This window comes from Frigoribacterium faeni, from assembly GCF_007988805.1.
Taxonomy (GTDB): Bacteria; Actinomycetota; Actinomycetes; order Actinomycetales; family Microbacteriaceae; genus Frigoribacterium; species Frigoribacterium faeni.
Genome location: NZ_BJUV01000005.1, coordinates 1 through 20,196 on the forward strand (window position 1 = coordinate 1; position 20,196 = coordinate 20,196).

Below are 20,196 nucleotides of genomic sequence, written 5' to 3' on the forward strand. Positions count from 1 at the left end.
CAGGCGGCGTCCGACGGGCAGCACGAGCCACTCGACGAGCACCGCCACGGGCATCAGCATGTGGACGATCACGTTGACCCAGGGGATGACGCCCCCGCCGACGCCGGTCAGCAGCGTGTTGAACACCAGGCCGACGAACACCATGTCGACGACCGAGACGAACCGCACGACGTCCCAGGTGCGACTGCCGGGTCGCTTCCGCAGCGTGCGGACGGCCCCGACGACGAAGACGACGACCGCGACGAGGTTGCTGATGTTGGTGAAGTACGAGAAGAAGTTGACGACGCTGTAGCCGTTGGTCAGCGTCACTCCGAACTGGTAGCCGACGGCCACGAGTCCGATCGCGGCGAAGACGAGTCGGTAGGGGACCATCAGCTGAGCGCGCGTCATCCGGTCAGCCTAGTGAGCACGGGTCGACGCCCCGTCGATCCCGCGCGACATGCCGCCGACGACCGGGCCGCCACTGTGCCTCCGCGGTGCCTCAGACCACGGTCAGGGAGGCGCGGGTCGCCTCGATCGTCGCGAGCAGCGACCGCGAGTCCGCCAGCGAGTGCAGGGGCGAGTCGCGGAGGCCCTGAGCGACGAACGACGACAGCGCGGCGGCCTGGTAGGCGAGACCCCGGCGCCCGGCCGGCACGGTCGGGTCGCTCCAGACGGCTGTGCCGTCGGCGGTGGCGAGCTCGAACGAGGCGGGGAACACGAGGTTCTCGAGCGTCCGGATCGAGCCGGCGGATCCGGCGATCGTCCCGAGGCCCGGCGAGGTGGCGAGCAGGCTGGTGGCCGCCGAAGCGAGCACCCCGTCGGCCGTGCGCGTCACGACGGCCGCGTCGAGGTCGACCCCGTCGGCGCGCGTGGACCCCGTCGCCCGCCATTCGACCGGGTGACCGGCGGCGAACTGGGTGAACCAGAAGGCGTAGACGCCGATGTCGAGCAGGGCCCCGCCGCCCAGGGCGGGGTCGGTCATGCGGCCGGGGGCCGAGAGGTCGTTGGCCCAGGCGACGTCGGCGGTCGCCAGGCGGACGTCGCCGATCGCGCCGTCGGCCAGCAGCTGCGCGATGACGGTGGTGTGCGGGAGGTAGCGCGTCCAGAGCGCCTCCATGGCGAGGACCCCCGCGCTCTCGGCCGCGGCGGCGATCTCGTCGGCCTCGGCGGTCGTGGTCGCGAGCGGCTTCTCGATCAGGACGTGCTTCCCCGCGGCGATCGCGGTCAGCGCGTCCGGCAGGTGCCGGGTGTGCGGCGTGGCGACGTAGACGACGTCCACGTCGGGGGAGGCCGCCATCGCCTCCGCGCTGTCGAAGGCCGAGTCGACTCCGTGCCCTCGGGCGAAGGCCTCGGCCCGGTCGAGGCTGCGCGACGCCACCGCGACGACCCGCTGATCGGTGTGCGCGTGCAGGGCGTCGGTGAAGTCCCCGGCGATCTCTCCCGGGCCGATGACGCCCCACCGGAGCGTCGGGCCGCCCCGCAACGGGGTGGTGGTGGCGGTGGGGAAGATGAGGCTGGTCATGCGGGCTCCTCGGTCACGTCGTCGTGCCTCCATCATGCCGCGGCCGTCGCGGCGACAGCGCTCAGCCCGCGAACTCCTGCGTGCCGATCACGCCGAGCAGTCGCAGCTTCTCGGCGTCGGGCGAGCCCGGCGTCGCGGTCAGCACGAGCAGGGTCTGCGACTGGTCCTCGGTGAACAGGGCCTGGCAGCCGACCTCGATGCGGCCCAGCTCGGGGTGCACCAGCGTCTTGCGGTCGTCGAACCGCTGGTGCACGGCGTGCCGTCGCCAGAGGGTCTCGAACTCGGGGCTCGACGTCAGCAGCGTCTCCACCAGATCGCGGGCTCGGCCGCCGCCGCCGGCCATGCTCAGGGCGGCTCGCAGCCCGGAGGCCTGCAGCTCGAGCTGGTGGGGGTGATCCTCCACCGGGTAGGAGGCGCGCTCGGCCGGATCGGTGAACCACCGGTAGAACGCGCTGCGGGCCCACCCCTCGTGACGGGTCTGGTCGCCGAGCAGCGCGGTCGCGAGGCGGTTCTGGGCGAGGGTCTCGGCCAGGTCGCTGAGCACCAGCGCCGGGGTGTCGTCGAGTCGGTCGAGCACCCGCATGAGGGCGGGGCTGACGTGCTCGCCGCCCCGGGACCGTCGCGGCGGGTGGTGGCCGGTGAGGCGGTAGAGGTGATCGCGCTCGTCGAGGCTCAGCCGCAGCCCCCGGGTGAGGGCGATCACCATCTGCTCGGACGGCTGGGGCCCCCGCTGCTGCTCGAGGCGGGCGTAGTAGTCCGTCGACATGCCGACGAGCCCGGCGACCTCCTCCCGGCGGAGACCGGCGGTGCGGCGGCGCTCGCCCTCGGGCAGGCCCACGTCGGAGGGCCGGAGCGCCTCGCGGCGGTGGCGGAGGAAGTCGGCGAGCTCGGCGCGGTCCATCGCCCCATGCTGTCAGCCGCGGACCCGCCGGGCCAGGGACCGCCGATCCCTGGACGAGCGGACTCTGCCGGCCCGCGCCTCCTCGGTTCAGAGTGGGACCACCACCCCCTACGAAGGAGCATCACGTGAAGATCACCGGCAACACCGTGTTCATCCCCGGCGGCACGTCGGGCATCGGCCTGGGTCTCGCCCTGCGACTGCAGGCGGCCGGCAACACCGTCGTCGTCGCGGGCCGACGGGCCGCTCTGCTCGACGAGATCGTGCGCGATCACCCGGGCATCGAGTCGATCGTCCTCGACACGACCGATCCCGACGCCGTCGTGGCGGTGTCGGCCGAGGTCCAGCGGCGCTGGCCCGAGACGAACGTCGTCGTCGCGATGGCCGGAATCATGCAGCCCGAGGACGTCCTGACCGGGGGCTTCCTCGAGACGGCCGAGTCGATCGTCACGACCAACCTGCTCGGACCGATCCGCCTGCTCGCGGCCTGGACGGAGTTCCTGCAGTCCCGACCGTCGGCCGCGTTCGTCACGGTGTCCTCGGGGCTGGCGAGCGTGCCGCTGCCGATCACGCCGACCTACAACGCGACGAAGGCGGCGATCCACTCGCTGAGCGAGGGCGTCCGGGTGCAGTTCGCCGGCACGAGCGTGCAGGTGGTCGAGCTCGTGCCCCCGGCCGTGCGGACCACCCTGCTCGGCCAGCAGGACGATCCGTCGGCCATGCCGCTGGAGGAGTACCTCGACGAGACGATGGCCCTGCTCGAGTCACAGCCCGACGCCCACGAGATCCTGGTCGAACGCGTGAAGTTCCTGCGGAACGCCGAGGCCGAGGGGCGGTACGCCGACGTCCTGGCCGTCCTGAGCGGCGGCCACTGAGCGGCGGCGTCCGCGCCGTGGAGGTCGACCAGCGGGCGAGACGGGGCCACCCGTAGGCTGGCGGCATGAGCGGTTGGGGTGAGTGGGGCACGGTCGTGCTCGCGGTGGTGGCGGTCGCGGTCTACGTGACGATCGTCGTGAGCATCGTGCGGGCGGTGCGTCGCCGCGTCGACACGACACCCCTCGAACGCACCGTGTGGACCGTCGCGGTCGTGCTGTTCCCGATCGGCGCCGGCGCCGTCTGGCTGCTGCTCGGCCCCCACCCGCTCGGGCTCCGCATCGATCACGAGCAGGACTGACCCGGCCCCTCCCGCTCGCCGAGCGTCTCGACCTGCCGCGCCGTGCGGGCCGGCACGGCGCGTCCCGCCCCCTCGACGGCCCCGTCCCGCCGGTTCGACCGTCGGTGGTGGCGTCTAGCGTGCGAGCATGCACGATCTCGAGACGGCCACGATCGACACCTGCCGAGGAGGCGCGGGTCGCGTCGGCGACGCACCGTGCGCCGGTGCCGTGGCCGGGTCCGCCCCCGTGCTGCTCTGCGATCGCCACCTGGCGCTCGTCGCCGACTGGCTCGCCGGGCGCGAGGAGCATCCGGACGGCCTGACGGATCTGCTGCCCACGCCCTGCCCGGCCTGCGGCTCCCGGCTGGGGGTGCGGTGGCCGTCGGGGTGGCTGTGCGCGGTCTGCGAGTGGCGGCTCGGCGACGTCCCCGACGCCGACCTCGCGCCTCCCCGGGTCGACGTCGTCTACTACATCCGCTTCGACGACCGAATCAAGATCGGCACGACGGCGAACCCCCGGCAGCGGCTCGGACGGCTCTGGCATCACGAGCTGCTGGCCTTCGAGCGGGGCGACCGCGGCGTCGAGGGGCGGCGGCACGAGCAGTTCGGCGCCTGGCGGTTCGGGCGCACCGAGTGGTTCGCTGCGAGCGCCGAGCTCGACGCCCACACGTCGGCCCTCGCCGCCGGCGTCGACGACCCGTGGCAGCGGTACGCGCGCTGGCGCAGCGAGGCCCTGGCCCTCGGCGCCTGAACGCGGTCCGGCCGATCCGGCGCGTCAGTCGCGCAGGTAGGCGTCGACGAACAGGGGGCCGCGGATGGCTCGCAGCTCGTCGAGGAGGCGCGGCACGGTCTGCCTCGTCAGCCCGGAGAGCTGCAGGTCGTGCGGTCCGAGCAGCGGGAGCCGTCCTGTGCGGAGGCGCACGATCTCCCAGCCGGCGGCTCGGAGAGCCGCGTCCTTGCGGCGGTCGGACGTCTCGCGATCGCCGACGTGCTCGAGCCCGTGACGCCCGGTCGAGTCGTACTCGATCGCGACCCGCAGCTCGGGCAGGACGATGTCGGGCCAGACCTCGAGGTGGTCGAAGAAGGGTCGTGCGATGCGCACGGCGTTCAGGCCCGGCTCGAACTCGAGTCGTTCGGCGAGACGGGCGCGGAGCTTGGCCTCGACCGCCGAGGCCGGCTTCGGCGCGCAGGCGCTGGTGAACGGGGTCCCCGTCGGCACCGTCGGCGTCCGACCGCAGACCGGCCGGGTGTCGCGGGTCGGCCTAGGGCTCCGCGGGCGCCGGACGAGGGGCGGCGGGGGCGGAGCGGGCGGGGGCGGCGCCTGCTGAGAACGGGCCGGCTGGGGGAGAGGCCGCCGTGGGCCGGGCGGTGGGCGCAGGGCGGCCTGCGCGTCCGACCGGACGGTCGGCGCCTCACGGGGGGCGAGCTCCGCGGCCCGGGCGCGGACGACCGCCGCCGGTGCCATCGCCGGCCGCATCGGCAGGGCACGCGGCTTCGCCGACTCGCTGCAGTCGGGACACCACGACGACCGCCGACGCTCGCGGCCGGGCCGGTGCCGCTGCTCGTCGGGGGTCGCGACGAACAGGTGGCCGGCGTCGCACAGCCAGCAGAGGAAGACGTCCGCCGCGGGCGGGATCTGACTGAGGACGATGCCGCCGTTGTGCTCGGGCCGGTACTGGCGCACGAGCACCGGGAACGAGGCCCAGGCCTGTCGGTAGGTGCCGACGGGGTAGGGCACGACGACGCCGCGCGACGTCTGACGTCGCGCCCACCAGCGGTCGATCGGCTCGGGCATGCGGTCACGGTACGACCGACCTCCGACATCGCCTCGTCGCGAGCGGGCCCGATCCCGGGGTCGCACGCACCATCCCGTCCGAGCGCCCCGAGGCACCGCCCCGTGGCACCGTGCCGTCGGCCGCTCGGCCGCTCGGCCGCTCGGCCGCTCGGCCGCTCGGCCGCCCGGTCGGCACGGCTCCCGTCCCGGTACCGTCGACGCGTGACGACCCTCCTGCCCACCCTCGTCGCCGTCCTCGTGCTGGCGAGTCTGACCTTCGGCGTCGTCCGGGGTCTGGGCCTCGAACAGGCCTGGCTGCAGCCCTGGGCGATCGTCCGCGCGACCGTGCAGCTCGGTCTGCTGAGCCTCGTCCTCGCGGGCGCCATCGGCGATCCCGTCTGGGTGGGCGTGTTCCTGGGCGCGATGGTCCTGGCCGCGTCGTGGACGGTGCGGTCCCGTCTCGGGCTGGCCTGGCGCCTCCTGCCGTTCGTGATCGTCGTCGTGGCCGCCGCCGCGGCGGTCCCCGTGGCCGTGGCGCTCGGGACGGGAGCGGTCGAGGCGAGCCCCCGGTTCGTACTCGCGCTGGCCGGCATCGTCGTCGGCAACGTCATGGCCGTGGTGACCCTCTCGGGCAGGCTGCTCGGCGCCGCCCTGGTGAGCGACCGCGAAGAGATCGAGGGCTGGCTCGCGCTCGGTGCGCCGTCTCGGGTCGCAGCCCGTCGCAGCGTGCGGGCGTCGGCCTCGTCCGCGATCCTGCCGTCGACGGACCAGACCCGCACGACGGGCATCGTCACGCTCCCCGGCGCATTCGTCGGCGCGGTCTTCGCCGGGGCGTCTCCGCTCGAGGCCGCCGCGTTCCAGCTCGTCGTGCTGGCGAGCATCCTGGCGGCCGGCGCCCTCGCCGTCGCGGGCGTCTCGTGGCGGTTCGGGGCGCCGCGCACCCTGCCCACGGAGCAGACGCCGCTCACCTGACCCGCTCCTCCAGGGGGAACGGGCCGCGATCAGCGACTCCGGGCGGCGGGTCGACGGCACCGGCGGCGGGCCTCAGTCGATCCGCCGTCGGTGACACGGACCCGCCGGACCACCTACCATCGCCCGGATGCCCGGAACGAAGCCTCACGCCGAGAGACCAGATGCCGCTCCCCGCCCCGGGCACGACTCCGCCCCCGAGTCGGCAGCCGCGTCGAGCCCCGCGGACGTCCGCGCCCGTGGCTTCGTGCGCGTCCGCGGAGCGCGGGAGAACAACCTGCGCGACGTCGACGTCGACGTGCCGCGCGACAGCATCGTCGCGTTCACCGGAGTCTCGGGGTCGGGCAAGTCGTCGCTGGCGTTCGGCACGATCTTCGCCGAGGCTCAGCGCCGGTTCTTCGAGTCGGTGGCCCCGTACGCCCGCCGGCTGATCGCCCAGGGAGGCAACCCGCACGTCGACGAGATCACCGGCCTGCCGCCGGCCGTCGCGCTGCAGCAGCGGCGGGGTGCGCCCAGCTCGCGCTCCACCGTCGGCACGCTGACCACGCTCTCGAACTCGATGCGCATGCTCTACTCGCGGGCCGGCAGCTACCCCGCGGGAGCGGCACGGCTCGAGTCGGACTCGTTCTCGCCGAACACCGCCGCGGGAGCCTGCCCGCGCTGTCACGGACTCGGCATCGCGCACGAGGTGACCGAGTCGTCGGCCGTGCACGACCCGCGGCTCACGATCCGCGAGGGCGCGATCACCGCGTGGCCGGGAGCCTGGCAGGGCAAGAACCTCCGCGACGTCACCGCGGTGCTCGGCCACGACATCGACCGTCCCTGGCGCGACCTGCCCCGGGCCGACCGCGACTGGCTGCTCTTCACCGACGAGCAGCCCGTCGTCGAGGTGCGCCCGCAGCGCGACCGGGTCGCCAAGCCCTACAAGGGCCGGTTCTGGAGCGCCCGCGCCTTCGTGATGCACACGCTCGCCGACTCGCAGAGCGAGAGTCAGCGGACCAAGGTGCTCCAGTACGTCGAGAGCGGCCCGTGCTCCCTCTGCGGCGGCACGGGTCTGACCCGCGCGGCCCTCGACGTGACCTTCGCCGGCCGGACCATCGCCGAGCTCAACGCCCTGCCGATCGCGCAGCTGGGCGAGGTGCTGCGTCCGACGGCGACCCTCGCCTCCGCGACGGCCGCGGTCTCGGACGCCTCGTCGGGCGAGGTCACCGAGGTCGCCGTGCGGATCGCGGCCGACCTCCTCGCGCGCACCTCCGTGCTCGACGATCTCGGACTCGGCTACCTCAGCCTCGGCCGCGCCACGCCCACCCTGTCGCCCGGCGAGATGCAGCGCCTCCGCATCGCGACCCAGCTCCGATCGGGTCTCTTCGGCGTCGTGTACGTCCTCGACGAGCCCAGCGCCGGCCTGCACCCCGCCGACGCCGAGCCGCTCGTCGTGGTGCTCGAGCAGCTGCGGGCGAGCGGCAACTCGGTCTTCGTCGTCGAGCACGACATGGGCATCGTCCGACGCGCGGACTGGGTCGTCGACGTGGGCCCGGGGGCCGGGAGCCAGGGAGGCGCGGTGCTCTACAGCGGGCCCGTCGCGGGCCTCTCCGGGGTCGCCGAGTCGGTCACGCGCCGGTTCCTCGACCCCGCGCCCGCCACCGGCGCCGACCCCGCCGCCCGCCGTCGGCCCGTCGACGCCCTCGAGCTGCGCGGCGTCACCCGGCACAACCTCGAGGGAGTCGACGTCGACGTGCCCCTGGGCGTGCTCACGGCGGTGACGGGCGTGTCGGGGTCGGGCAAGTCCACGCTGGTCGGCGCCGTGCTCGCCGAGCGCGCGACCGACCACGACCGGGTCGACCGGGTCGTCCAGGTGGACCAGAAGCCCATCGGCCGCACGCCGCGCTCGAACCTCGCGACCTACACCGGCCTGTTCGACGCTGTGCGCACGGCCTTCGCCTCGACGGACGAGGCCCGGGCCCGCGGCTACACGGCCGGGCGCTTCTCGTTCAACGTCGCCGGCGGGCGCTGCGAGGTGTGCCAGGGCGAGGGGTTCGTCTCCGTCGAGCTGCTCTTCCTGCCCGGCAGCTACGCTCCCTGCCCCGAGTGCCACGGCAGCCGCTACAACGACGAGACCCTCGAAGTGACCTGGCACGGGGTCACCGTCGCCGACGTGCTCGCGATGACGGTCGACGAGGCGGCGACGTCCCTCTCCGAGGTGACCCTCGCCTCCCGGGCCCTCGAGACGCTGCGGCAGGTCGGTCTCGGCTACCTCCGCCTCGGTCAGCCCGCCACCGAGCTCTCGGGCGGCGAGGCGCAGCGCATCAAGCTGGCCACCGAGCTGCAGCGCGCCCGGACCGGACACACCCTCTACCTGCTCGACGAGCCGACCACGGGGCTGCACCCCGCCGACGTCGAGCTGCTCGTGGCCCAGCTGCAGCGACTCGTCGACGCGGACAACACCGTCGTGGTGGTCGAGCACCACATGGGCGTCGTGGCGGCGTCCGACCACGTGATCGACATGGGCCCCGCCGGGGGAGACGCGGGAGGCCGGGTCGTGGCCGTCGGCACGCCCGAGCAGGTGGCGGAGGCGCCGGGCAGCCGCACCGCCCCGTATCTCGCGGCGGCGCTGGCCGGCTGACCCGCGCCTCCTCGGCTCGTCGGCGCCGTCGCGCGTCACAATCGGTCACGGTTCGACCCGCGGCGACATGCTCCGCGCGGTCGGGCCTCGTCGCGGCATCGTGGGGTGATGGTCAGCATCCCGTCGGAGATCGAGGTCCGCGGCACGGTCGTCGTGCTCGCGGGCCAGGGCGAGCGCATCGACGACTTCGGCCCTCTCACGGAGCGCCTCGTGCTCGACGGCTACCGGGTCGAGCTCTTCGACGACGTGACCGTCGACGTGGGCGCGGTCCGGGCCGGCGTCCGCCGGCTGCTCGGCGACCCGGGGCTGCCGTCTCCGCGGGTCCTGCTCGGATCCGACGTCGGCGCCACCCTGGCGGCCTCGGTGGCGGCGGAGTTCCCGGCGGGGCTCGACGCCGTCGTCCTCGCCGGACTCGTGACGGTGCGGTCGCGGCGCAGCGCGCCCCATGCGATGGGCCGTCCCTTCGGCGACCCGCCCTCCGAGTCGTCCGGCACCCCGGCTCTGCCGTCGGGCCTGCGGCTGCCTCCGGCCCGGGCCCTGACCCTGCCGAGCCTGGTGTTCCACGGCGACGGCGACGAGGTCACCGACGTCGCCGACGCGGTCGGCTGGGCCTCGGACCTGCCGCGCGGAGCCGTCCGCATCGTGCAGCACGGCGGGCACGACGTCGTGACGGGCGTGCACGCGAGGACCGTCACCGCGTCGCTCGTGCTGTTCCTCGAGCGGCAACGGAGCGACGGCCCCGTCGTCGTCGACGCCTTCGCGACCCGTCCGCCGCGCGAGACCTGAGCGCCGGCGCGACCCAGGCCCCCGGGGTGCGAGGACGGCGGCGGGCGCCATCGACCCCCGATCCGGCATCGAGATCGGGTTTTGTCCCGGTCGGCCCGGCGAGCCGCCCTCGTCCGGGCGTCGCCGGGACGTACCATCCACGCATGACCGACGACACGGACCTCTTGCGGACGGACGCCGACGCGCCCGCCGAGTTCCCCGTGAACCGGTTCCGCTCGACGTTCGTCGAGCCGACCCCGACCCCGGCGCCCTCCGCGGCGCCGACCCAGCAGGAGCACCACCCCGTGTCACAGATCCTCGCCCCGGAGGCACGCCCCAGCCTCGCGCCGCGCCCCTCCTCGGTCCCGTCCCACCGTGCCGACGTCCCCGCAGCGGAGGTCGTCGCCAACGAGGTCACCGACGTCCGGCCGCTCAGCGTCCCCCGTCACTCCGTCGACACCTCGGCCATCACCCTGCCCGTCTTCGCCGTGCCGGTCGCTCCCGACCTCCCGCAGCCGCCCGAGCGGGTCACGCTCGACGACGACGTGCTGGCCCGCCTCGTCGGCGAGAGGTTCGACGACACGGCGACGGTCGATCTCATGGCCGTCGTGCAGGCCCAGATGCTGGCCCGGCGGGCCGAGGCCGCTCGCTTCGCCCGCTGGGAGAACGAGATCAGCCGGGTCGGCACCGACGAGGCCGCCCAGGTCCTCGCCCGGACCCGACTCCGATTCACCGGGGTCATCGACGTCGTCGGCGCGCTGCCGATCACCCACACGACGCAGACCGCCGCGAGTCCCGACGACCTCGACGACTCCGACACCAACCTGATCCCGATCGTCACGCCCGAGGAGGTCGCCGCCGACCTGGCGCTCCGGCGCGAGTCCGCCCGCCAGGCCGAGATCGAGCGGACGGGCTCCGGTCCGGTCGTCGTCGACGCGGCGACGATCGACGGCGCCGAGCCCGCGGCGGCCCTCCGGGGGCCGACGGTCGCCGGGCAGGCCCCGCCGGCTCCCGTCGACGAGACCCCCTCGTCCACGGGCGTCGCCCCCCAAGGCCACGAGGCGTCCGACCACGAGGCGTCCGGCCACGAGGCGTCCGGCCACGAGGCGTCCGGCCTCGCCGGCGTCCTCGCTCGGACCACCCTGCCCGTCCGCCTCGTCGTGGGCGCGTCCCTCGCCGTGGTCGTCGCCGCCCTCGTCCTCGCCGGCGTCGACGGCGAGTCCCTGGCCACGGCCGTCGTGGCGACGCTCGCCGTCCCCCTCCTGGGCGGGCTCGCCGGCACCGGCGCCCTCGTGGCGGTCTCGGTCCGGCGCGCGACCTCCCCGTCGACCGTGCTCGACCGCCGTGGCCCGAGCGCCGTCGTGGCCGCGGTCGTCGTCGCCTCCGGCGCGGGCTTCGGGATCCTGTCGCCCGTGGTCGCCGCCCTCGGCTGGCAGGGCTATCTCGCCGCGTCGGTGGGCGCGTCCGGCCTCGGCTCGGGCGTCGCCGTCCCTCTGGCGCTCGTCGCCTCGGCCGTCGTGGCGTTCGTCGTGGCCGTTCTCGTCACCGGGGTCCGCTCCTCCGCTCGCGACTAGGCTGTCGAGGTGTCCACCCTCGCCTCCGTCACCTCCGTCGTCGAACGTCTCTGGCCCCTCTCCGGCGCCGAGTCGTGGGATTCCCCGGGCCTGGTCGTGGGTGACCCCGAACGCCCGGTCCGGCACCTCCACCTGGCTGTCGACGCCGTGCTCGACACCGTGGACGAGGCCGTCGGTCTGGGTGCCGACCTCCTGCTCGTGCACCATCCGATGCTCTTCCGCGGCGTCACCACGGTCTCCGAGGACACCACCAAGGGCGCGCTGATCGCCCGTCTCGTGCGCGGCGACTGCGCCCTCGTGGCGGCTCACACCAACGCCGACGTCGTCGAGACCGGCACCTCCCGCGTGCTCGCCCACCAGCTCGGGCTCGTCGACCAACGGCCGATCACGCCCGGGCGGACGCCGACGACCGGCCTCGGCATCGTGGGCCGCCTGCCCGAACCGGTCTCGCTCGTGGCGCTGGCGACCCAGCTGCGAGACATCCTCCCGCCCACGGCGTCCGGCATCCGGGTGGCCGGGCAGGCCGACCGTCGCGTCGAGACGGTGGCGCTCTGCGCCGGCGCCGGCGACTCGCTGCTCGACGACCCCGCCGTGCGGGCGGCCGACGTGTACCTCACGAGCGACCTCCGCCACCACCCCGCCTCCGACGCCCGGGAGCTCATGCTGCTCGGTCGAGGACCCGCCCTGATCGACGTCTCGCACTGGGCGAGCGAATGGCTCTGGCTCGACACGGCGGCGGCCCAGCTCCGCGAGGCCCTCGACGACATAGAGGTCACGCTGAGCGATCTCCGGACCGACCCCTGGGACTTCACCGTCGTCCAGTGACACCCGACCATCCGAGGGGATCGCGCCTCCTCGGCCCTCCCCTCTCCGAACAACCGCACCGACACGAAGAAGGCCACGAATGCCGTTGACCGCCAGCCCCGACGACCAGGCCCTGCTGCTCGACCTCCAGAAGCTCGACACGACCCTGCAGCAGCTCGCCCACAAGGCCCGCAACCTCCCCGAGATCGCGGTGCTCGCGACCATCGACGGCGACGCCGCCCGCCTGCGGGGCCGGCTCGCCTCCGAGCAGGGCGCCTACGAGGACGCGGCGGCCGAGCTCGCCCGGATCGAGTCCGACGTCGCCGTCGTCGAGGCCCGCGTGGCCCGCGACCAGCAGCGGCTGGCGGCGACGTCGTCGGTGAAGGACGTCCAGGCGCTCGAGGGGGAGCTCACGGCCCTGGCCAAGCGCACCTCCGACCTCGAGGACATGCAGATCGACGTCATGGAGCGGGTCGAGAGCCTCGGCGCCGTCGTCCGTCTGACGCAGAGCGAGCTCGACCAGATCGACGATCGACGCGAACAGGCGACGTCCTCGCGCGACGAGTCGCTGGCCGGCCTCGAGCTCGAACGGGCCCAGGTCGCCGCGGACCGGGCCACGATCGCGGCCCGCGTCCCCGCCGACCTCCTCGCCCTCTACGAGCGTCAGCGCGAGCGCTACGGCATCGGGGCGTCCCTGCTGCGCGGCGGCGTCTCGAGCGCCAGCGGCGTCACCCTCACGGGCAGCGACCTGGCCGCCGTCCGGGCCGCGTCGGCCTACGACGTCGTCCTCTGCCCCGACAGCAACGCCGTGCTCGTCCGCACCTACGAATCGGGCATCTGACCCGACGCTCCGACTCGACGCCGGGCCCGTGACGCGGCGCCCGGCGTCCGCCGGTAGGCTGGGGAGCGCGAATGGGTCGGCAAGACGGTCGCGTCGGCACGGGTCCGCCCGGGCCGCCGAGGAACGTCCGGGCTCCACAGAGCAGGGCGGTGGGTAACACCCACCCGGGGCAACCCGCGAGACAGTGCAACAGAGAGAAGACCGCCACGGTCGTCGCCGCGAGGCACGGCCGGGGTAAGGGTGAAACGGTGGTGTAAGAGACCACCAGCGGTTCGGGTGACCGACCGGCTAGGTAAACCTCGCCCGGAGCAAGGTCAGACAGAGGGCGTCGAGGTTGCTCGCCGAGTCCTCGGGTAGACCGCTAGAGAGCTGCGGCAACGTAGTTCCGAGAGAGATGGCCGTCCACGGTGCGCGAGCATCGAGACAGAACCCGGCGTAGCAGCCGGCCCATTCGCCCCACGTGACATGCCCTGCTGCCGGAGGCGCGCCTCCTGCAGCAGGGCATCGTCACGTCCGGTCCGGCTGCCCGTGCTGTCGGGGACCCGACGTGTGCCGATCGCGACCGGTCCGCCGGTGTCTCGTGTGCCGAACCCGACCCGAGGCCCGCGACACGCCGCCTCCCCGTGGATGTGAGCGGCGTGTCGACCTCGGGCGGTCGCGATGTGCACACCCCGGGAGGCGCGGGTCGGGAGGCGCGGGTCGGGTCAGACCGCCGGGTTCGACGACGCGGCGAGGGCGGCGGCGCCCATGATCCCCGCGTTGTTCCGCAGCGTCGCCGGGACGATCTCGGCCCGGAGGTCGAGGAGCGGCAGGAACTCGGCGTGGTGCTTCGAGACGCCGCCGCCGACGATGATCAGGCGCGGGTAGAGCAGCGCCTCGAGGTGCGAGTAGTACTTCTGCAGCCGCTTCGCCCAGTGCTTCCAGCTGAGGTCGTCGCGCTCCTTGGCCGCGTACGAGGCCTTGGTCTCGTAGTCCTTGCCGCCGATCTCGAGGTGGCCGAGCTCGGCGTTCACGATGAGCACGCCGTCGTTGATCAGCGCCGTGCCGATGCCCGTGCCGAGGGTCGTCATGATGACGAGTCCGTCGACGCCCTTCGCGGCGCCGAAGCGGGTCTCGGCGTAGCCGGCGGCGTCGGCGTCGTTGACGAAGTGGATGTCGCGGCCGAGCGTGGTCTCGAACAGCTTCTCGGCCTCGAACCCGATCCACTTCTTCGAGACGTTCGCGGCCGAGAGGGTCTTGCCGTCCATGATGGCGGCGGGGAAGCAGACTCCCACGGGCATGGTGTCGTCGTCGATGCCGAGCTCGTCCACGATCTGCTTGACCACCGCCACGATGTCGTCGGGCTCGCCGCCCTCCGGGGTGCTCTTCTTGAGCCGGTCGGTGAGCAGCTCGCCGGTCTCGAGGTCGACGATCGCCCCCTTGATGCCGGTGCCGCCGATGTCGATGCCCACTGCCTTCTGTGCCATGGGTGCATCCTTCCTTGGGGTCGCGTGGTGAGCGTCAGCTCAGGGTCAGGATGTCGGCACCGCGTTCGGTGACGACGAGGGTGTGCTCGAACTGCGCGGTGCGGCTCTTGTCACGGGTGGTGACGGTCCACCCGTCGGACCAGATGTCGGCCTCGATCCCGCCGAGCGTGAGCATGGGTTCGATGGTGAACACCATGCCGACCTCGATGACGTCGTCGTACTGCGGAGCGTCGTAGTGGGGGATGATGAGCCCCGAGTGGAACGCGCGACCGACGCCGTGCCCCGTGTAGTCGCGGACGACGCCGTAGCCGAACCGCTTCGCGTACGACTCGATCGCCCGGCCGATCACGTTGACCTCGCGGCCCGGGGCCACCGCCTTGATGCCCCTGCGGAGCGCCTCGCGCGTGCGGTCGACGAGATCGTGCGTCTCGGTCGACCCCTCGCCGACGACGAACGTGCGGTTCAGATCGCCGTGGACGCCGTTCGCGAACGCGGTGATGTCGATGTTGATCAGGTCGCCGTCGACGAGCTCGGTGTCGTCGGGGATCCCGTGGCAGATCACCTCGTTGACCGAGGTGCAGACCGACTTCGGGAACCCGCGGTAGCCGAGGGTCGACGGGTAGGCGTCGTGGGCGACGAGGTACTCGTGCGCGACCCGGTCGAGCTCGTCGGTCGTGACTCCCGGACGGAGGGCCGCCTCCACCGCGTCGATGGCGCGCGAGGCGATCCGGCCGCTCTCGCGGATCAGCTCGATCGTCGCGGAGTCGTAGACGTCGCCGCCGGTGTAGGGAGCGGGAGCGGCCTTGCCGACGTATTCGGGGCGGGGGATGGACGCCGGGACCGGACGCTGCGCTGAGATCCGGCCGGGGGTCAGGATTCCGTGGGTGTCCCGGGGCATGCGGTCCAGCTTAGGGGGAGCGTCGCCCGCCGGGCGCCCGCGGCCAGCTGACCATCGCCCGGATCCGAGGACGCACCCGTCGGCGTCCTTGCCGGGATCGGGCGGGCGGGGGAGAATCAACGCATGGTCGCATTCGTCATCGCCCTCATGGTCGTGGGCTCGCTCGTCGTCATCTTCGGCATCCTCGTCATGCTGCTCGCCCCGCTCGTCTCGTCGCTGACGGCACGTCGGTCCGCCGGTCGGGCACCCGTCGCCGTGGCGCCCCGTCGTCGCTGACCCGCTGCCGCCGCCCGCGCAGTAGCCTGCCCGCATGGCAGATTTCTGGTTCAACACGAAGACCCACGAAGTGGAAGAGGGCAAGGTCTCGCCGGCCGTCGACCGGGCGGGGCCGTATGCGACCCGCGAGGAGGCCGCTCAGGCCATCGAGACCATCCGCGCCCGCAACGCCCGACTCGACGCGGAAGAGGCCGCCGACGACTGAGCGCCGCACCGCCGGGTGCGACGCCCGCGCGGCGCGCGTCCACTAGCCTGATCAGCGAGCAGAAAGGCCGTGAATGGACAAGCAGAGAGACTTCGTTCTTCGAACGATCGAAGAGCGGGGCATCAAGTTCATCCGCCTCTGGTTCACCGACGTCATCGGCACGCTCAAGTCCGTCGCGATCGCCCCGGCCGAGGTCGAGGGCGCGTTCGCCGAGGGCATCGGCTTCGACGGCTCGGCCATCGAGGGCCTGACCCGGTCGTACGAGGCCGACGTGCTGGCCCAGCCGGACCCGACGACCTTCCAGATCCTGCCCTGGCGTGGTGAGATCGACCCCACGGCGCGGATGTTCTGCGACATCACGACGCCCGACGGCCAGCCCGCCGTCGCCGACCCGCGCAACGTGCTCAAGCGCACGCTGGCCCGGGCCGGAGAGCGAGGGTTCACGTTCTACACACACCCCGAGGTCGAGTTCTACCTCCTCAAGAGCGCCCAGGTCGGCGAGCAGGGGCCGCAGCCGGTCGACTCCGCCGGCTACTTCGACAACGTGCCCGGCGGCACCGCCCACGACTTCCGACGCCGCTCGGTGCGGATGCTGGAGGACCTCGGGATCTCCGTCGAGTTCAGCCACCACGAGGCCGGCCCCGGACAGAACGAGATCGACCTCCGCTACGCCGACGCCCTGACCACGGCCGACAACATCATGACCTTCCGCACGGTCATCAAAGAGGTCGCGATCGAGCAGGGCGTCTACGCGACGTTCATGCCCAAGCCGTTCAGTCAGCACCCCGGATCGGGCATGCACACCCACATGTCGCTGTTCGAGGGCGACTCGAACGCGTTCTACGAGGCGGGCGCCGAGTACCAGCTGAGCACCATCGGCCGGCAGTTCATCGCGGGCCTGCTGCGCCACGCTCCCGAGATCACGGCCGTCACGAACCAGTTCGTCAACAGCTACAAGAGGCTCTGGGGCGGTGACGAGGCGCCGAGCTTCGTCACGTGGGGGCACAACAACCGTTCGGCGCTCGTCCGCGTCCCGCTCTACAAGCCGAACAAGGGCAACTCGAGCCGTGTCGAGTACCGGGCGATCGACTCCGCCGCGAACCCGTACCTGGCGTTCTCGCTCATGCTCGCGGCCGGGCTCAAGGGCATCGAGGAGGGCTACGAGCTCCCCACCGAGGCCGAGGACAACGTCTGGGGCATGAGCGACGCCGAGCGTCGCGCCCTGGGCTACAAGCAGTTGCCCGCCAGTCTCGATCACGCCCTGTCGATCATGGAGGACAGCGAGCTGGTCGCCGAGACCCTCGGCGAGCAGGTCTTCAACTACGTGCTGCTGAACAAGCGTCAGGAGTGGAAGGCCTACCGGGCCCAGGTCACGCCGTTCGAGCTGCGCTCGAACCTCGAGATCCTCTGACCCGAGATCGCCATGCCCCGTCCTGCCACCGCTCTGTCCGAGTTGGCACGGCTGGGTTTCTCCGAGCTCGGCGAGTCGAGAGACCGTCTCGCCGAGCTCGCCTCCGCCACCCCGGCGATCGGCGAGCTCCTTCCCGCCTTCGCCGCCTGCGCCGATCCGGACGCGGCGTTGTCGCTCCTCGCCCGCCTGATCGACCGTGATCGCGACGTCGTCGTCGGACTGCTCGACGACGGGTTCGGTCCGCGCCTGCTCACTGTGCTGGGCGCCTCCTCGGGCCTCGCCGACTTCCTCGTCCGGCGTCCCTCCGAGCTCGACGCTCTCCGGACGGCCCTCGTCACCCCGCCGTCGGAGGCCGAGTACGTCGACGATCTCCGCCGCACGGTCGACGGTCTCGTCGGCGACGACGCCCGGGTCGCGCTCCGGGTGCGCTACCGCCGTCACCTCCTGCAGCTGGCGTCCTTCGACCTCGACTCCGCCGACCCGATCGCCGTCCTCCCCGTGGTCGCCACCGCCCTGGCCGATCTGGCCGGGGCCGCGCTCGAGGCCGCTCTCGACGTCGCGCGGCGCGAGGTCGCGTTCCCCGCGGCGGACGTCGAGCGCACCCGGCTGGCCGTCATCGGGATGGGCAAGGCCGGCGCACGGGAGCTCAACTACCTCAGCGACGTCGACGTCGTCTACGTGGCCGAGGGTGCCGACGGCCTCGACAACGGGAGAGCCGTGGAGATCGCCACCCGACTGGCCGTGCACGCCGTGCGGGTGGTCTCCGAGCTGTCGCTCGAGACGGAGCTCTGGGAGGTCGACGCCAACCTGAGGCCCGAGGGGCAGGCCGGCGCCCTGGTCCGCACCCTCGAGTCCCACGTCGCCTACTACGAGCGATGGGCGAAGGGGTGGGAGTTCCAGGCGCTCCTCAAGGCCCGGCCCCTGGCCGGCGATCGCGAGCTGGGGGAGCGCTACGTCGACCGGGTGTCGCCCTTCGTCTGGCAGGCGGCGGCGCAGGAGAACTTCGTCGAGTCCGTGCAGCGCATGCGCGAACGCGTGACCGATCTGATCCCCGCCGACGAGGTCGATCGGCAGCTCAAGCTCGGGCCGGGCGGGCTCCGTGACATCGAGTTCACCATCCAGCTCCTCCAGCTCGTCCACGGTCAATCCGACGAGGGCGTCCGCCAGCGGGCGACCCTCGACGCCCTCGGCGCCCTCGCCCGCCGCGGGTACGTGGGCAGGGCCGAGGCGGCCGAGTTCGATCGCGACTACCGCCTCCTGCGCCTGCTCGAGCACCGCATCCAGCTCTCGCGTCTCCGGCGGACGCACCTCATGCCGATCGACGAGGGCGCCCTCCGCGTGCTCGCACGGTCCAGCCGGCTCGGTGCGACCTCGGCGGAGCTCGTGGCGACCTGGCACGAGGTCCGACGTCGCGTCCGCACCCTGCACCAGCGGCTGTTCTACCGTCCGCTGCTCTCCGCCGTCGCCGCGCGCCCCGAGGAGGACCTCGCCCTCAGCTCGGATCAGGCGGCGGCCCGGCTCGCCGCCATCGGCTTCGCGGATCCCCGGGGCGCCCTCGGGCACATCGCCGCGCTCACCGCGGGGGTCTCGCGGCGTGCCAGCATCCAGCGGCACCTCCTGCCGGCGATGCTGCAGTGGTTCGCCGACGGGACCGATCCCGACCTCGGCCTCCTGGCCTTCCGGAGGCTGAGCGACGGGCTCGGCGAGTCGTACTGGTTCCTGCGGATGCTCCGCGACTCCTCCGGCGCCGCGCATCGGCTGACGACCGTCCTCTCCAGCTCGCGCTTCGTCGCCGATCTCCTCGACCGCATCCCGGAATCCGCGGCCTGGTTCGAGAACGACCACGAGCTGAGGCCCCGCCCGCTCGAGAGCCTGCTCGACGAGGCCAGGGCCACCGTGGCTCGGCACGGCAGCGTCGACGCCGCCGCCGGGGTCCTCCGCCAGGCACGCCGGCGCGAGATCCTCCGCCTGGCCATGGGCGGGATCCTCGGTCTGCTGAGCATCGACGAGCTCGCCCTCGGGCTCTCGGACGTGACGACGGCGACGATCGCCGGAGCGCTGTCGCTGGCTCGGCGGGACGCGGGCGACCTCGAGTTCGCGGTGATCGCGATGGGGCGTTACGGCGGACGCGAGCTCGGCTTCGGGTCGGACGCCGACGTGCTCTACGTCTACCGTGCGGCGGACGACGACGACACGGCGCACCGCCGGGCCCTCGCCGTCGTCTCCGAGCTCAATCGCCTGACGTCCGACGCGCTCGTCCCCCTCGACCTCGACAGCGGTCTGCGGCCGGAGGGCAAGAACGGCACCGTGGCCAGATCGCTCGCGTCGTACCGGGCGTACTACGCGCGGTGGTCGCTGACCTGGGAGGCCCAGTCGCTCCTCCGGGCGCGCGCGGTCGCCGGCGATCCCGCACTGGCGGACGACTTCATGGCCGTGGCCGACGGAGTCCGCTATCCGACGGCCATCTCCGACCAGGAGGTGCGCGAGGTCAAGCGGATCAAGGCCCGGGTCGAGGCCGAACGGCTGCCCAAGGGCGCCGAGCCGTCACGCCATCTCAAGCTCGGCCGCGGCTCGTTGAGCGACGTCGAGTGGTACGTGCAGCTGCTCCAGCTGCAGCACGCGCACGAGGTGCTCGGCCTGCGGACGCCCTCCACGATCGAGGCCCTCGCCGCGGCCGCCGAGGCGGGTCTCCTCGGATCGGACGACGCCCGGAAGCTCCGCGAGGCGTGGACCATCGCGTCGAGGGCGCGGTCCGCCGTGGTGCTGTGGACCTCGCGGACGTCCGACGTCCTGCCGACCGACCGGCGCCTCCTCGAGGGGGTCGCCCGCCTCATGGAGTATCCGCCCGGTTCGGCGACCCGCCTCGAAGAGGACTACCTTGCGGCCACGCGTCGATCCCGCGCCGTCTTCGAACGCGGCTTCTACGGCCTCGACGAGGCCCCCGAGCCGACCGCCTGAGGCGGATCGCCCGGACCGGCCCCGCTCACGCGGAGAGGCCCGCACCCCTCGGGGATGCGGGCCTCTCGTGGTCCGGG

Annotated in this window: 19 protein-coding genes and 1 other RNA gene; 14 read left to right on the plus strand and 6 right to left on the minus strand. The window is 73.2% G+C overall.

The genetic code is table 11. The features are described 5' to 3' along the window. From FFA01_RS03420 to FFA01_RS03430, 3 genes are all read right to left on the minus strand, one after another. Positions 1 to 390: Pr6Pr family membrane protein (locus tag FFA01_RS03420; protein WP_167627275.1), on the minus strand; the 390-nt coding region annotated here is incomplete at its 3' end. Positions 391 to 481: 91 nt separating this feature from the next. After that, the gene (locus FFA01_RS03425; RefSeq protein ID WP_146853030.1) at positions 482 to 1,504 is read right to left on the minus strand and encodes a Gfo/Idh/MocA family protein; all 1,023 of its coding nucleotides are present in this window, start codon (positions 1,502 to 1,504) and stop codon (positions 482 to 484) included. 61 nt (positions 1,505 to 1,565) lie between these two features. After that, positions 1,566 to 2,405: a helix-turn-helix transcriptional regulator gene (locus FFA01_RS03430; RefSeq protein ID WP_146853033.1), complete on the minus strand. Its 840-nt coding sequence runs from the start codon at positions 2,403 to 2,405 to the stop codon at positions 1,566 to 1,568. Positions 2,406 to 2,530: 125 nt separating this feature from the next. On the opposite strand from FFA01_RS03430, the gene FFA01_RS03435 reads away from it, so the two are divergent. The 3 genes from FFA01_RS03435 (at position 2,531) to FFA01_RS03445 (ending at position 4,306) form a co-directional block, all read left to right on the plus strand. Then, positions 2,531 to 3,277: an SDR family oxidoreductase gene (locus FFA01_RS03435; RefSeq protein WP_146853035.1), complete on the plus strand. Its 747-nt coding sequence runs from the start codon at positions 2,531 to 2,533 to the stop codon at positions 3,275 to 3,277. Positions 3,278 to 3,342: 65 nt separating this feature from the next. Further along, entirely contained in the window at positions 3,343 to 3,576 is a 234-nt protein-coding gene (locus tag FFA01_RS03440) for a PLDc N-terminal domain-containing protein (protein ID WP_146853037.1), read from the plus strand. A gap of 127 nt (positions 3,577 to 3,703) precedes the next feature. Beyond that, positions 3,704 to 4,306 carry a GIY-YIG nuclease family protein gene (locus FFA01_RS03445; RefSeq protein ID WP_244289679.1) on the plus strand — a complete coding sequence of 201 codons (603 nt, stop codon included), beginning with the start codon at positions 3,704 to 3,706 and terminating at the stop codon, positions 4,304 to 4,306. Positions 4,307 to 4,330: 24 nt separating this feature from the next. Here FFA01_RS03445 and FFA01_RS03450 read toward each other — a convergent pair whose 3' ends face one another. Then, positions 4,331 to 5,350, minus strand: coding sequence for a putative endonuclease domain-containing protein (locus FFA01_RS03450; RefSeq protein ID WP_146853039.1), 1,020 nt, complete (start codon positions 5,348 to 5,350; stop codon positions 4,331 to 4,333). Positions 5,351 to 5,551: 201 nt separating this feature from the next. Between FFA01_RS03450 and FFA01_RS03455 the strand changes: the two genes are divergently transcribed. From FFA01_RS03455 to rnpB, 7 genes are all read left to right on the plus strand, one after another. After that, a complete protein-coding gene (locus FFA01_RS03455; RefSeq protein WP_146853041.1) occupies positions 5,552 to 6,301 on the plus strand; it encodes an ABC transporter permease in 750 nt (249 codons plus the stop codon). Between the two features lie 127 nt (positions 6,302 to 6,428). After that, the gene (locus FFA01_RS03460; RefSeq protein ID WP_146853043.1) at positions 6,429 to 8,921 is read left to right on the plus strand and encodes an ATP-binding cassette domain-containing protein; all 2,493 of its coding nucleotides are present in this window, start codon (positions 6,429 to 6,431) and stop codon (positions 8,919 to 8,921) included. 108 nt (positions 8,922 to 9,029) lie between these two features. Continuing rightward, positions 9,030 to 9,707: an alpha/beta hydrolase gene (locus FFA01_RS03465; protein ID WP_146853045.1), complete on the plus strand. Its 678-nt coding sequence runs from the start codon at positions 9,030 to 9,032 to the stop codon at positions 9,705 to 9,707. A gap of 143 nt (positions 9,708 to 9,850) precedes the next feature. Next, entirely contained in the window at positions 9,851 to 11,260 is a 1,410-nt protein-coding gene (locus FFA01_RS03470; protein ID WP_146853047.1) for a hypothetical protein, read from the plus strand. A 9-nt stretch (positions 11,261 to 11,269) separates the two neighbouring features. Further along, the gene (locus FFA01_RS03475; protein ID WP_146853049.1) at positions 11,270 to 12,085 is read left to right on the plus strand and encodes a Nif3-like dinuclear metal center hexameric protein; all 816 of its coding nucleotides are present in this window, start codon (positions 11,270 to 11,272) and stop codon (positions 12,083 to 12,085) included. 79 nt (positions 12,086 to 12,164) lie between these two features. Continuing rightward, positions 12,165 to 12,905, plus strand: a complete 741-nt coding sequence (locus tag FFA01_RS03480) for a zinc ribbon domain-containing protein (protein ID WP_244289680.1) — start codon at positions 12,165 to 12,167, stop codon at positions 12,903 to 12,905. Between the two features lie 72 nt (positions 12,906 to 12,977). Then, positions 12,978 to 13,359, plus strand: an RNA gene (gene rnpB / locus FFA01_RS03485) — RNase P RNA component class A. A gap of 250 nt (positions 13,360 to 13,609) precedes the next feature. On the opposite strand, the gene ppgK is transcribed toward rnpB, so the two are convergent. Continuing rightward, positions 13,610 to 14,371: a polyphosphate--glucose phosphotransferase gene (gene ppgK / locus FFA01_RS03490; protein WP_146853051.1), complete on the minus strand. Its 762-nt coding sequence runs from the start codon at positions 14,369 to 14,371 to the stop codon at positions 13,610 to 13,612. Positions 14,372 to 14,405: 34 nt separating this feature from the next. Beyond that, entirely contained in the window at positions 14,406 to 15,269 is an 864-nt protein-coding gene (map, locus tag FFA01_RS03495) for a type I methionyl aminopeptidase (RefSeq protein ID WP_146853053.1), read from the minus strand. Between the two features lie 123 nt (positions 15,270 to 15,392). Between map and FFA01_RS15865 the strand changes: the two genes are divergently transcribed. The 4 genes from FFA01_RS15865 to FFA01_RS03510 all read left to right on the plus strand — a co-directional run bounded on the left by FFA01_RS15865 (position 15,393) and on the right by FFA01_RS03510 (position 20,119). Next, positions 15,393 to 15,545, plus strand: coding sequence for a hypothetical protein (locus FFA01_RS15865; RefSeq protein WP_167627276.1), 153 nt, complete (start codon positions 15,393 to 15,395; stop codon positions 15,543 to 15,545). 34 nt (positions 15,546 to 15,579) lie between these two features. Further along, positions 15,580 to 15,750, plus strand: coding sequence for an SPOR domain-containing protein (locus FFA01_RS03500; protein WP_146853055.1), 171 nt, complete (start codon positions 15,580 to 15,582; stop codon positions 15,748 to 15,750). Positions 15,751 to 15,823: 73 nt separating this feature from the next. Then, on the plus strand, positions 15,824 to 17,161 hold the full coding sequence (locus tag FFA01_RS03505) for a glutamine synthetase family protein (RefSeq protein ID WP_146853057.1): 1,338 nt from the start codon (positions 15,824 to 15,826) through the stop codon (positions 17,159 to 17,161). A gap of 12 nt (positions 17,162 to 17,173) precedes the next feature. Beyond that, positions 17,174 to 20,119 (plus strand): bifunctional [glutamine synthetase] adenylyltransferase/[glutamine synthetase]-adenylyl-L-tyrosine phosphorylase, encoded by a 2,946-nt coding sequence (locus tag FFA01_RS03510; protein ID WP_146853059.1) that lies wholly within the window; start codon positions 17,174 to 17,176, stop codon positions 20,117 to 20,119. The last annotated feature ends 77 nt before the right edge of the window (positions 20,120 to 20,196 follow it).